The organism is Massilia solisilvae (assembly GCF_024753215.1).
GTDB classification, from domain to species: domain Bacteria; phylum Pseudomonadota; class Gammaproteobacteria; order Burkholderiales; family Burkholderiaceae_D; genus Telluria; species Telluria solisilvae.
This window is the reverse complement of the sequence record NZ_JANUGV010000004.1, coordinates 78,697-90,808: the sequence shown is the minus strand read 5'-3', so window position 1 is coordinate 90,808 and position 12,112 is coordinate 78,697. Positions and strand designations below refer to the sequence as shown.

Here is a 12,112-nt window from a genome sequence, read left to right as displayed (position 1 = left end):
CAGAATTGCGATGTCTTAATCTACCAGATCGGATTGCGGAAATGAAAGAAATTAAGGCTTCCGGAAAGCGAATCGCGCTGCTATAATGCGTGCCTCGGGCGGCTGTAGCTCAGCTGGATAGAGTACTTGGCTACGAACCAAGGGGTCGTGGGTTCGATTCCTGCCAGCCGCACCAACAATATCGGGACCAGGTTGCAAGACCTGGTCCCTTTTTTGTTTTCCGGGCCGGTGCGCCAGCCGTACGTTGACCGCACTTTGCCAATCCGGACATGCCTGTTATAATGCGTGCCTCGGGCGGCTGTAGCTCAGCTGGATAGAGTACTTGGCTACGAACCAAGGGGTCGTGGGTTCGATTCCTGCCAGCCGCACCACACAACATCGGGACCAGGTTGCAAAACCTGGTCCCTTTTTTGTTTGTAGCACCGTGCCGGGAGTGCCCACGGATCGCCGCGCACCATGGCACTTTGCCATTTGCGGCAGTGCTGCTATAATGCGTGCCTCGGGCGGCTGTAGCTCAGCTGGATAGAGTACTTGGCTACGAACCAAGGGGTCGTGGGTTCGATTCCTGCCAGCCGCACCAACTATACAAGAATGGCTCAGTGGAAACACTGAGCCATTTTTCTTTTCTCCCCTCTCCCCGCCGACTGCCGAGTTAGCGAAAATTGCCCGGCAAAGCCCGACGTTGTGCCAAAACTTTCCGGGTGTTCAGAAAATCGCCCTCCACAGTGTCCGTACCGCACCGGATTCGCTCTTCTCTTCTTGTAGGACAAACCTGACGCTTTTTCGGCAACACCGCCGGAATTTTCCCTCCATCAAGCAGAAGCAACGCACTTCTCCTATGAAGGCTGGGTTCGCTTGCTGGCCTGCCGGAAATCATTTGACTAGGGGAAGTTTTCCGCGAAGAAGCGGCCTTATCCGTGCGCGTATGGCGATTTTGGACACGGCTGCGCTACGATGAAGTCCCCCGATTCTTGAACAACCCAGCTGCAGGACGCGGCTGTTTTTCTGAGAGGTTTAGACATGAAAAAGACTTTGCTTGCTGCAATCGTGCTGGCCACCTTTGGTACCGCTGCCATGGCGCAAACCACCACCGGCTCGAATGTCATCGGTCTGTCGCCGCAGACCCTGACCTTCACGGACAACGCCGGCTTCTTTGGTGACGTGCTGGGCGCCAACCACCAGGGTGCGACCTTTGCGGACAAATTCACCTTCTCGGTGTCCGGCACCACCCCGATGAGCCTGGACGCCATCATCTCCTCGATCAGCCACACCGCCAGCACCGGCCTGGACATCACCGGCCTGGCCCTGTACGGCGCCAGCAGCTCGGGCACCGGCACCGGTAGCGGTTCCGGCACCGGCAGCCTGATCGCCAGCGGCGTGATGAAGTCGAGCGGCTCGGCCGACGTGTGGACCCTGTCGGCCAACAACCTGGTTGCTGGTAACTACTACATCCAGGTGAGCGGCAACATGGTCGGCACCACCGGCGCATCGTTCGGTGGCGCGGCCCAGATGATGGCTGCCCCGGTTCCGGAGCCGGAAACCTACGGCATGATGCTCGGCGGCCTGGGCGTGCTCGGCTTCCTGGCTCGCCGCCGCAAAGCAAAACAGGCCTGATGCCTGGCCTCTCCTCGCATCGTCCTTGATGCAAACGGAAGCCGCAAGGCTTCCGTTTTTTTTTGCGCCTACCGGCGACGCTTGTCGACGATGGTGCGGTTGCCGAGGATTTCTTCGATCTGCTCGAAGCGCACCGGCTTGACCATGTGATGGTCGAACCCGGCCTCGAACGCCAGCTGGCGGTCCTTTTCCTGGCCCCAGCCGGTCACCGCGATCAGCACGGTCATCGGCCCGCACGGCAGGTTGCGCACCGCGCGCGCCAGGTCGTAGCCGGACATCTGCGGCAGCCCGATGTCCAGGAAGGCATAGTCCGGGCAGAAGCGCGCGGCCGCCGTCAGCGCGTCCGGTCCGTTATGGGTGATCACCACGCTGTGCCCCATTGCCGAGAGCAGCGCCCCGATACTGTTCACAAAATCGACGTTGTCGTCGGCCAGCAGGATGCGATAGGTCTCGGCGCTGATGAACGCGGCCGGGGTCGGCTTGGTCGGCGGCTCCGGCTCCACCACGATCGGCAGGCGCACCGTAAAGCGGCTGCCGCGCCCCAGTCCGTCGCTCGCCGCCGTGATCGTCCCGCCGTGCAGCTCCACCAGCCGGCGCGCCAGCGACAGGCCCACGCCCAGGCCGGCGTTGCTGCGCTCGAGCGTGGAATCGACCTGCACGAACATCTCGAACACTGAGTCGAGCATCTCGGGCGCGATGCCGATGCCGGTATCGCTCACTTCCAGCACCAGCGTCTTGTCGTCCACCCGCGCCGACAGCGACACACGGCCGCCGCGGTTGGTGTACTTGGCCGCGTTGTTGAGCAGGTTGGACAGGATCTGCGCCAGCCGCGTGGCGTCACCGTGCAGGAACACCGGACGGTCGGGCAAGTCGATCACCAGTTCGTGGCCGTGCAGCTCGATGTACGAGCGCACCACTTCCAGCGCGTCGTTGACCACCGCCTTGAGCTCCACGCGCCCCATCTTGATCGCCAGCTTGCCGGTGTTGATGCGCGAAACGTCCAGCAGGTCATCCACCAGCCGCACCATCTGGCGCAGCTGGCGCTCCATGATGTCGGTGGCGCGCTGGGTCGCCTGGGCGTCGCCGCTGCGTATGCGCAGGATATCCAGGCCGGTGCGGATCGGCGCCAGCGGATTCCTCAGCTCGTGCGCCAGCGTGGCCAGGAACTCGTCCTTGCGCTTGTCGGCGATGCGCAGCGCTTCCTCGGCGCGCTCGCGCACGTGCATCTCGTGTTCGAGGGTGCGGTTGGCCTGCTGCAGCGCGTCCGAACGGCGCCCGATCTCGGCCAGCATGTCGTTGAAGGCGTCCACCAGCACGCCGATCTCGCCGCCCTGGTGGTCAGGCACGCGCAAGGAAAAGTCGCGCCGCTGCATGACCTCGCGCGCGACATGGGTCACCGTCTGCAGCGGTTGCGTGATCCCGGCCTGCAGCTTGCGCGCCACCAGCGCGGCCACCACCAGCGCCGCCAGCATCACCGCCGCCAGGATGCCGCCGTAACTGAAGATCCGGTCCACCAGCCCATAGCGCGAGCGCAGGTACACCGTGCCCAGCGGCTCGCCGTTCTCGACCACCGGGTGGAACACGACCAGTTCGCCGCGTTCGATCCGGTAGCCCGGCGCACCAGGGCGCGCCGGCACCGGATGCTCGCCGGGTTGCGGCGTGTACGACGCGAACAGCGCGCCGCTGGCGGTGTACACGGCCGCGACCAGGATTTGCGGCCGCACCCGCAGCACGGCCAGGTTCTGCTGCGCGGTCTTGGCGTCGTTGAACGCAAGCGCCGGGGCCGTCACGCGCGCCATGATGTCGGCCTGGGTGTTCAGGTCATCCACCCAGTAGCGCTGGAAGGTGCGCACGTCGAACAGCAGCATGGCCGCCGACGTCACCAGCAGCGCCGCCAGCGTGGTCGACACGGCCATCAGCATCAGCTTGCCGCGCACGGTGCCGGTATCGAACAACCTGCTCATGGCGCCCCCTTCTGCACGTGGTTGGCCACGGTGAGCAGGCGCGAACTGAGCTTGACGCCGTTACTGTCGGCAGCTTCGAGCGAGACGTCGAAGCGGACATGCTCGTCCACGATCCGGAAGTTGATGACGCTGCCCTGCTGCGGGCCGGTATCGCACTCGGTGACCACCAGCAGCGCGCGCACGGCGCGGATCACGCGCCCGGCCCGCGCGCAGTCGCTGCCGGCCACGAACAGCAGGTGCGCCAGGGCCGGCTCGGTCTCGCGCAGGGCGCGCACGACGATCGCCCGGCTGTTCACGCTGCGGCCGGCGGTCAGCGCGGCCAGCTCGGCCACCATCTCGTCGGAACCGGACACCAGGATCGTGATGGGACTGGCCGGGTCGGCGAACGCACTGGCGGGAAATTCGGTATAGCCGAGGAACTTGTACAGGAAGGCCGCCTTGACGCGCCGTTCCAGGCTCGGCCCCGATGCCGTCGCTTCGGCCTGCGCGTGCTGGGCGGCGCACGCGAGCACGGCAAACACTGCCGCGCACCACGCCAGCCCCAGTTGCGCAAGGCGCTGGCGCCAGGGGCGCGCTGCGGCTGGAAGGAGCAATGTTCGCATGGGTCTCCTTCTAGAACCGCACGGCGGCGGTGAGCATCACGGAGCGCGCGAACACCTGCCGCGTGCGCGCATCGCCGAATTCGGCATGGGTGGAATGTAGCAGGTTGCACCCCACCAGCGCCAGTTCGACGCGGCCGCTGGCCGGCCATGCCAGGCGCGCATCCAGCTCGGTGTAGGCCGGCACCACCGGGTTGGGCAGCTGGCCCACGTGACGCAAGCTCAGGTCGGCGCGCAGGTTCCCCGGCAGGTCGTGCGAGCTTTTCACCGACCAGTAGCTGTGCGGGTCATTGCTCGCCAGCGAAGTCTGGCGCGCCAGGTCGCTGCTGCCGGGCTTCAGGCTGAACTCGGCGTTTTGCACCACGCCGCCGGCGCTGAGCCGCCAGCTGCGCAGCGGCTGCCATGCGCCCCACAGCTCGATGCCGCGCACGCGGCCCTTGCCCAGGTTCTGGAACAGCGCGCCCTGCCCCGTGCCCGGCTCCAGCGTGCGCAGGCCGTCGTAATGACTGGCGAACGCGGTTGCGGACCACGACAGCTTGCCGTCAAGCTGGGCGCGGTAGCCCAGCTCCAGCACCCGCGCGCTCTCGGAATCGAAGTCCGGGCCGCCGGCGACGGCCCACGGCGGCCCTGACTTGCGGCCCGGTGCCAGCTGCATCACGTCGCGGTCGATGCGCGCCGGCGCCCGCACCGCGCGCGAGGCGCCGGCCCACAGCATGCTGGCGGGGGTCGCGTTCCAGGCCAGCCGCAGGCTGGGCATGGTCTCGCTCCCGCTGTACACATTGTGTTCGAGCTTGACGCCGACGGTCGCGCGCAAGGCCGCCGTGATCGCGACCTCGTCCTGCACGAACAGGTTGGACCACTGCAAATGGCGCTCGGCCGGCATGAAGATGAGCTGCCGCCCGTTGGTCATCCGGTCAAGGCTGTAGCGGTAGCCGCCGCCCCAGGCCAGGTGGTGGCGCTCGCCGATGGGCAGCGCGTGCTGGACCTCCAGGTCGAAGGTGGACAGGCGCTGGGCCGCGGCCGGCTGGTCGCGCCGGGTCTGGTCGATGTAGGCCTGCACCTTCAGTTCACCGCCGCTGTCGAGCTGGCGCGTCAGGCGCCCCAGCAGGTTGGCGCCGGCGGTGACGATGTCGCCCGCGCGCGCTTGCCCGAAGCGGCCGTCATAGACGTCGCCGCTGACCGTCACGGTTCGCCCCTGGCCCTCGCTATCGATGCGAAAGCCGGCCTGCGACCGGCGCCACCCGACCTGCGCATCGCCCCTTGCCGGGTCCATCGTGTCCTCGTCGTAGGTGACCTTGGCATAGGCGCGGTACCAGCTGCCCTCGCCCAGCTGCCCGCCGTAGCGCACCGCGCCGCCCCGCTGGTACGTGCCGGCGCCGGCATTGAGCAGGCCGCCCTGCGTATCCCTGGCGGACTTGGTGATGATATTGATGACGCCATTGACGGCGTTGGCGCCCCACACTGTGCCGCCCGGGCCGCTGATCACCTCGATGCGCTCGACGTCCGACAGCTTGACGTCCTGGCTTTCCCAGAACACGCCGGAAAACAGCGGCGAATACACGCTGCGCCCGTCGATCAGCACCAGCATCTTGTTCGACAGGGTGGTCGAGAAGCCGCGCGCGCTGATCGCGTAGCCGCTGGCGTCGCGCCGCGCCACCTGCAGGTTCGGCGCCAGCCGCAGCGCCTCGGGCAGCGTGGCGGCGCCCGAACGCGCGATGTCGCTGCCGGTAATGACATAAACCGAGGCCGGCGCATTGGCCAGCCTGGTCTCCTGGCGCGCCACCGAGGTCACGACCACGCTGGACAGCTGTTCGAGCGTGTAGTCCGCAAGCGCCTCATCCTGGTCGGACGCGTGCGCGGCCATCGCCCACAAGGCGATGAGCCCGGCGCCCGCGTAGATCGTCAGGAAACTATTTCGCATATTTTGCAATCGTAGAACATTTTCTCTGATGCACCAAGCGGAGCACGATTGCGCTGCCTTGCGCGCCATATTCGGCTACATGATGGCAACCATTACCAATATAAATTGGAAACCTTTGCCGCAATGCAGCATCATTCTTCCTGTCTCCTCTATCTCCTTCAAGGGAAATAGATTCAGCCCGCAGCGCAAGCCGCGGGCTTTTTTTTTGGTTCTTCACTGGCTTCACCGTTCATCTCCCCAAAAAAACAGCCCGCCAGGCGCAAGCCGGGCGGGCTGTTTTCATTTCAGGTCGGCAATCAGGCCGGGTCCCAGCGGTCGCAGACTTCGGTCATCTGCGGCGGCTGCTGCGACCACTCCATGCACTCCCACAACATGCCGCCGGCAACGCGTTCCTGTTCCTGCACCGACATCTCGGTGCCCACGACCTTGGCGAGGATACGCTCGACTACGCTTTCTTTTTTCATCTCATATCTCCTTTTGTTTGCCGTCTGAATGAACCAGGGCAACCGGACGGCGGGCAGTTACCCCGATTTGAAATTCTTCCTAGGCCGCCCCAAACAGCTGCCGCGCGACGTCGGATTGTTTATAGGCACGCAGGCTGATTGCGCCCTGTCCGCGGTCGTTCGCGATACCGCCGAGATAGCGGCAAAACGCGTCGAGCATCGGAATCGACGGATCCACCGACTCGTTGAAGACGAACTGCCCGGCCTCGTTCACCTCGAGGAAGACGACCTCGCCGTCCGGTGTCACCACCAGGTCGATGCAGCCGAAACTCAACCCGAGCTCCGCACACAGGCGCACGCAGCGGTCTTCCAGCTCGGCCGGCAACTGCGCGGCCGACAGGCTGCGGCGGCCGCGGTCGCCCTCGTAGCGCCAGTCGGTCGTGGGTCCGTCACGCTGGCTGTCCACATGCGTGGCCAGCACGCGCCGCCCCATGACCGTCACACGCAGCTCGTATTGCTTGGCCAACAACTCCTGATAGATGGACGGGCAGGCGGAAAGCGCGAAATCGCTGGCGAGCTGGGCCGCGCCCACCCGGGCCGTGCGGTCGAAAGTCAGGGTGCCATCCTCGTTTTCCCAACGCATGGGCGCGAAGCCCTTGTGCGCCAGCGTGCCGCCCTGGGCCGCGAGGAAGGCGCGCACCGTGTCCGGCGCGTTTCCCATGAGCGTGGCGGGGATGCGAAAGCCCACCCGCTGCGCCGCCACCAGCTGCAGGGCCTTGTTGTCGGCCGAGCGGGCGGCGCCCGGCTCATTCACCCACAGCGTGCCGCCATGGGCCGCCAGGGGCAGTACGGCGCGCAGGAACTGCTCGGACTGCCGTTCAATCACCTTCACGTCGTCGGGGTGGGCACCGGCGGGGGCGACCGGCCTGGTACGGCGCCGCCACCAGATCGCATCGAACGGGCCATCGTGCTGCTCGCCCTGCACGGTCAGGCGCAGGCTTGCCTGGCCGTCCGCGCCAACGGACAACGATACCGTCTGGTTCGCCGGGAACTCCGCCCAGTCCCACAGCACCGGTCGCAGGCCGAGCTGCCGCAGGCCCCAGTCCACTGCGCTCGCGTGCAGGTCAGCGCGTGGCGCCACAATCAGGATCTTGTTCATGCCGCTCATCCCTTCATCGATTAGAAATGACTTGTCTTGCCCGGTCATCGAAAATCATGTGCATCAGCCGCTTGCGGATGGCGGCAGCCCCGAACGCCACTGGCGACGCCAGCGTCAGGTCGGCCGGATCGATCACCACCAGCGCCGGGAACCCGCCGATGCGCAGCCGCCGGGCCAGGTGGCCGCCGGTGTCCAGCAAGTGCCCCGCCTCGCCGCCGCCACCGCCCCTTTCCAGCACCAACAAGGGAAAGCGGAAGTGGGAGCGAAACGGCAAGAACTCGGCCTTGACGGTGTCGCACTCCCCGCAGCCCGGCAGCGTCAGCAACAGCGCGAGCGGGCCGTCGTCACGCGGCAGCTCGCCAAGCGTGACCATGCGCCCTTCCTGCGTTTGCCCCAGCTGCAGGGCGGCATCGAGCGTGCACTGCACCAGCGGTTCCGGCACGACGACGGGCGCACCCTTCGGCAGCGGCTTGTCGCCTCGCGCAGTCCCGAATGCGGCGGCCACCAGCAACAGCAGCGCCGCGAGCACGCATGCCGCCCCGGCCCACCAGGCCGCTGCCCCGCCGCCGTGGCCCGCCGTCGCCGCCAGCAGCACGCCGCCCAGCACGAGGCCGGCGCGGAATCGGTTGCGTTGGCCGTGCAGTCCCCGGTTCAACAGGCCGAAGCAGCGGCACACCGGGTTGCGGCGCAGCCGTTCGGCTGCCCAGCCGCCGGTGCCGATCCCCAACGCCAGCACACCGCACACCACCTCTGCTGGCGCCCATGGCAGCAAACCCAGGCCGGCCAGCGCGAAATCCACGGCCGCCCTGGCGCACAGAGACCGAACGGCGCCGGTGCAACCGAGCAGTTTGCCGAGCCAGGCAAGTGCAAAGATGGCAAACACCATGGCGTGCGCGGCGCCGTTCACCAGGGCGGCGACGTTCATCCGGCTGTCTCCAGGACCGGCGCCGGGGCGGCGGCGTCGTTGCCGGGCGCCTGCAGGAAGTCGCGCACCACGGCCCCCTCCCACAGTTCGACCACGCGCTCGGCGGTCGCGATGGTCTCGCGCCGGTGCGCGACGAGCACGCGCGTGAGCGACAGCGCGCGGATCGCCTCGTTCACGCCGCGCTCGTTGTCGGTATCGAGGTGGCTTGTGGCCTCATCCAGGAACAGGATGCGCGGCCGCTTGTACAGCGCGCGCGCCAGCAGCACCCGCTGCTTCTGCCCGCCCGACAGGCTCGCGCCCATGTCCCCGATCAGGGTCTGGTAGCCCATCGGCATGGCAGCCAGGTCGGCCGCGATGTGGGCCGCGCGCGCGCACTGCGCCGCCCATTCCATGTCGACCTGCTTATCAAAGAAGCAGATGTTCTCCATCACCGTGCCGGCGAACAGGTGGTCGTCCTGCATCACCGCGCCCACGTTGGCGCGGTAGCGGCGCGCGCCGAAGCGGGCCAAAGGGACGCCACCGACGAGGATCTCGCCACGGGTCGGCGTGAGGATGCCGATCAGCAGTTTCAGCAAGGTCGTCTTGCCGCAGCCCGAGGCGCCCACGATCGCCACCGACTGCCCGGGCACGATCGTCAGGGTGACCCCGCGCAGCACCCACGGGTCGGCGTCCGAGTAACGGAACCAGACGTCGCGCAGCTCGATGGGCAGCTCGCGGTCCTCCTGCGCCGGCCCATGCACGTCGTCCGGCTCGCGCGGCGACAACACGATGTCGGCCAGCCGTTCCCCTTGCAGGGACAGCATGCGCAGGTCCTGGATCTTGTCCACCAGCGCGTAGGCACGCTGGGTGAAGGTCATCTTGTACGCGAGGAAGGCATACAGCATCCCGACCGAAAACTGCCCTCCCAGCACCAGCCGCGCGCCGAGCCAGACCACCACGACGTTCTCAAGGCCGCCGAGGAATTTGCTGGCCGACTGGAACAGCAGGTTCAGCTTGTCGGTGCGGATGTTGCGGTTGATGCTGGCGGCGGCCGCGTTGAGCCAGCGCGCGTGCCGCACCGGTTCGTGGTTGGCCAGCTTGATCGCCTGGATGCCGCGGATCGATTCGAGGAACAGGGTCTGCTCGCTGGCCTTGAAGGCAAGCTGCTCCTCGGTGGCGTCGCGCAGCGCGAGGTACAGCGCGCTGCGCATGGCCAAATAGATTGCAACCGCCGCCAGCACGACCGCCGTCAGGGCCGGGCTGTACACAAACAGGACCGCCAGCGCCGCCACGGCCATCACGCTGTCGAGGACGGTTTCGACGAATTTCCCGGACAGGGTATCGCGGATCGAATGGATGGCATTGAAGCGCGACTGCACGTCGCCCAGGTGGCGCTTTTCGAAGTACGACAGCGGCAGGTGCAACAGGTGCGCGAAGATGTTCGACACCCACTGCAGGTTCAGGTGGTTGCCGACATACAGCACCATCCACGAGCGCGCCGCACTCAGCGCGGACTGGATCAGGACCAGCAACCCGAACCCCAGCGCCAGCGTGACCAGCATGTCGGCCGAACCGGATGCCAGCGGGCCGTCGACCACGGCCTGCAGGAACAGCGGCGAGAGCAGCGCGATCAGTTCGAGCGCCACCGCGAGCGCGAACACCTGCGCGATCGCCGGGCGCAGCCCGACCGCGCGCGTCACCAGTTCCGACAGGCGCAGGCGCTGCCGCAGGGCGCGCGGCGCGAAACCGGCGGCGGGCGCCAGCTCCATCGCCGCGCCTGTGAAGGCGGCCGACACTTCCGCCGCCGGCACGCGCACCTTGCCACGCGCCGGATCGTGCAGCTCGACCCCGAGCAGCCTGCCGCGCAGGTCGGTGCGCACCCGCGTGAGCACCACGAAATGGCTCATGTTCCAGTGCAGGATGCACGGCGTGCGCAGGTGCGCAAGGTCGTCCAGTTCGACCTTGATGGCGCGCGCCGACAGGTGCAGCGCAGCCGCGATCTCGACCAGGTGCCTGAAACTGGCGCCGCGCAGGCTGAACGAGAAGCGCTGCCGCAGGCTCAGCAGGTCGATGTCGTGGCCGTGGTAGCCGGCCACCATGGCCATGCACGCCAGGCCGCACTCCGCCGCTTCGCCCTGCAGGATGACCGGCAGGCGGCGCCCGCCAAATTCCAGGCGCGGCAGGTGATCGAAGGCTCTCACATCGCCTCCCGCGCGCGCGCCAGCGGCAGCAACAGCCATTGCATGAGGGTCTTGCGCTCCTGCGGGAACGATGCCGTTACCTCCATCCCGGCGCGCAGCGGACAGCGCGCGCCATCGACCAGCATGTCCTGCGCCGGCAGTCTGACCCGCACCCGGTAGCGCGGCGCCTGGTCGGATTGGCTTGGCGCCAGGTCTTGCCGGGCCAACTCCGCGCCGCCGAGCGCGCTGCGCGACACCTGGGTCACCACGCCGCGCAGGCGCGCGCCGAACTGGTTGGCGAACGCCCCCACCTGCAAGTCCACCGGGTCGCCTTCGCGCACGAAGCCGATCGCCCTGGACGGCAGCAGCAGCTGCGCTTCCAGCCGCGCGCCCTGCGGCAGCAGCGTCAGCAGGGTGTCGCCGTCGACCCGCTGGCCCGGTTCGGCCAGCACCGCGCCAACCGTTGCCGCCGCCGGCGCGATCACCGCGATGTGGCCAGTGGCCTCCTGCTCGGCCTGCATGCGGCGCGCCTCCAGCGTCTCGCGTTCGAGCTGCGAGCGAGCCACGCCGGCCCGGCTGTCTGCACCCGCCAGCTCGGCCCTGGCGCCGGCGAGGTCGCGCTCCAGCCCGAGCCGCGTGCGCAGCAGCGATTGCACCCGGGAGCGCTGGTCGAGCACCTCGTCGTATTTTTGCTGCAGGCCAATCGGCGACAGGAAACCATCCTGGCGCGCCTGCACGTAGCGCTGGTACTGGGCCTCGCGGGCGCCAAGACGTTCGCGCTCGACGGCCAGTTCGGCATCCAGTTGCGCCACCTCGTCCTGCAGGCCGCGCACCCGCGCCGCCAGCCCGGCGCGCTCTTGCCGGGCGGCGGCCGCGGTCCCCTGCACTTCCTGGCCCAGCAGCTGCTCGCGCGCCCTGACCGTTTCCAGCGTGCGCGCCGCAACCCCTGCCGCGCCGGGACCGGCATCGGGCAGGTAAGCGACCTCGGACGAGATCACGTACAGCAGCTGGCCGGCCCGCACCCGCTCGCCCTCGCGCACCAGGCGCTGGAGCACGACGCCGGCGCGCGGCGACTGCACCTTGAGCAGGCCGGCGTCCGGCGCCAGCGTGCCGTCCGCCGCAACCCGGCGCGTGAACTGGGCCTGGCACGCGAAGGCCAGCGCGGCTGCCGCGACCGCGACCCCGAACCACGCGGCCAGGCGCAGGGACAACGGCTGCACCAGCAGCACTTCGCCCATCCAGCCCTGCTCGGGCTGCTGCAAGGCTTCGGCGCGAAACAGGGTCTTACGCATCGTTTCCCCGCACACGGCCAGGGTGCGGCTGCGCGA

At 67.7% G+C, this 12,112-nt stretch carries 10 protein-coding genes and 3 tRNA genes; 4 read left to right on the top strand and 9 right to left on the bottom strand.

Going from position 1 to position 12,112, the window contains the following annotated elements:
• The first annotated feature begins 98 nt into the window (after positions 1-98).
• The 4 genes from NX773_RS15450 (at position 99) to NX773_RS15435 (ending at position 1,614) form a co-directional block, all read left to right on the top strand.
• Positions 99-175, top strand: a tRNA-Arg gene (locus NX773_RS15450).
• 119 nt (positions 176-294) lie between these two features.
• Positions 295-371, top strand: a tRNA-Arg gene (locus NX773_RS15445).
• A gap of 132 nt (positions 372-503) precedes the next feature.
• Positions 504-580 (top strand) — tRNA-Arg (locus tag NX773_RS15440).
• Between the two features lie 440 nt (positions 581-1,020).
• Positions 1,021-1,614: an FxDxF family PEP-CTERM protein gene (locus NX773_RS15435; RefSeq protein WP_258857216.1), complete on the top strand. Its 594-nt coding sequence runs from the start codon at positions 1,021-1,023 to the stop codon at positions 1,612-1,614.
• Between the two features lie 68 nt (positions 1,615-1,682).
• Here NX773_RS15435 and NX773_RS15430 read toward each other — a convergent pair whose 3' ends face one another.
• The 9 genes from NX773_RS15430 to NX773_RS15390 form a co-directional block, all read right to left on the bottom strand.
• Positions 1,683-3,578: a sensor histidine kinase, YfiR-like protein-associated gene (locus tag NX773_RS15430; RefSeq protein ID WP_258857215.1), complete on the bottom strand. Its 1,896-nt coding sequence runs from the start codon at positions 3,576-3,578 to the stop codon at positions 1,683-1,685.
• On the bottom strand, positions 3,575-4,180 hold the full coding sequence (locus tag NX773_RS15425; protein WP_258857214.1) for a TOL_0243 family YfiR-like periplasmic protein: 606 nt from the start codon (positions 4,178-4,180) through the stop codon (positions 3,575-3,577). Before NX773_RS15425 ends, NX773_RS15430 begins: the two co-directional genes overlap by 4 nt.
• A gap of 10 nt (positions 4,181-4,190) precedes the next feature.
• Entirely contained in the window at positions 4,191-6,098 is a 1,908-nt protein-coding gene (locus tag NX773_RS15420) for a TOL_0244 family TonB-dependent receptor (RefSeq protein ID WP_258857213.1), read from the bottom strand.
• Positions 6,088-6,324 (bottom strand): hypothetical protein, encoded by a 237-nt coding sequence (locus tag NX773_RS15415; RefSeq protein WP_258857212.1) that lies wholly within the window; start codon positions 6,322-6,324, stop codon positions 6,088-6,090. Before NX773_RS15415 ends, NX773_RS15420 begins: the two co-directional genes overlap by 11 nt.
• A gap of 70 nt (positions 6,325-6,394) precedes the next feature.
• Positions 6,395-6,562, bottom strand: coding sequence for a hypothetical protein (locus NX773_RS15410; protein WP_258857211.1), 168 nt, complete (start codon positions 6,560-6,562; stop codon positions 6,395-6,397).
• 79 nt (positions 6,563-6,641) lie between these two features.
• Entirely contained in the window at positions 6,642-7,700 is a 1,059-nt protein-coding gene (locus tag NX773_RS15405; RefSeq protein ID WP_258857210.1) for an ATP-grasp domain-containing protein, read from the bottom strand.
• A gap of 13 nt (positions 7,701-7,713) precedes the next feature.
• Positions 7,714-8,625, bottom strand: a complete 912-nt coding sequence (locus NX773_RS15400; RefSeq protein ID WP_258857209.1) for a thioredoxin domain-containing protein — start codon at positions 8,623-8,625, stop codon at positions 7,714-7,716.
• Positions 8,622-10,805 (bottom strand): peptidase domain-containing ABC transporter, encoded by a 2,184-nt coding sequence (locus NX773_RS15395; RefSeq protein WP_258857208.1) that lies wholly within the window; start codon positions 10,803-10,805, stop codon positions 8,622-8,624. The genes NX773_RS15400 and NX773_RS15395 overlap by 4 nt, the downstream gene beginning before the upstream one ends.
• Positions 10,802-12,076 carry an HlyD family secretion protein gene (locus NX773_RS15390; protein ID WP_258857207.1) on the bottom strand — a complete coding sequence of 425 codons (1,275 nt, stop codon included), beginning with the start codon at positions 12,074-12,076 and terminating at the stop codon, positions 10,802-10,804. The genes NX773_RS15395 and NX773_RS15390 overlap by 4 nt, the downstream gene beginning before the upstream one ends.
• Positions 12,077-12,112 lie beyond the last annotated feature (36 nt).

Bases quoted from the DNA above. Each gene is read 5' to 3' on its own strand.
- NX773_RS15435 (WP_258857216.1), top strand. From the start codon at position 1,021: ATGAAAAAGACTTTGCTTGCTGCAATCGTGCTGGCCACCTTTGGTACC.
- NX773_RS15430 (WP_258857215.1), bottom strand. From the start codon at position 3,578: ATGAGCAGGTTGTTCGATACCGGCACCGTGCGCGGCAAGCTGATGCTG.
- NX773_RS15425 (WP_258857214.1), bottom strand. From the start codon at position 4,180: ATGCGAACATTGCTCCTTCCAGCCGCAGCGCGCCCCTGGCGCCAGCGC.
- NX773_RS15420 (WP_258857213.1), bottom strand. From the start codon at position 6,098: ATGCGAAATAGTTTCCTGACGATCTACGCGGGCGCCGGGCTCATCGCC.
- NX773_RS15410 (WP_258857211.1), bottom strand. From the start codon at position 6,562: ATGAAAAAAGAAAGCGTAGTCGAGCGTATCCTCGCCAAGGTCGTGGGC.
- NX773_RS15405 (WP_258857210.1), bottom strand. From the start codon at position 7,700: ATGAACAAGATCCTGATTGTGGCGCCACGCGCTGACCTGCACGCGAGC.
- NX773_RS15400 (WP_258857209.1), bottom strand. From the start codon at position 8,625: ATGAACGTCGCCGCCCTGGTGAACGGCGCCGCGCACGCCATGGTGTTT.
- NX773_RS15390 (WP_258857207.1), bottom strand. From the start codon at position 12,076: ATGCGTAAGACCCTGTTTCGCGCCGAAGCCTTGCAGCAGCCCGAGCAG.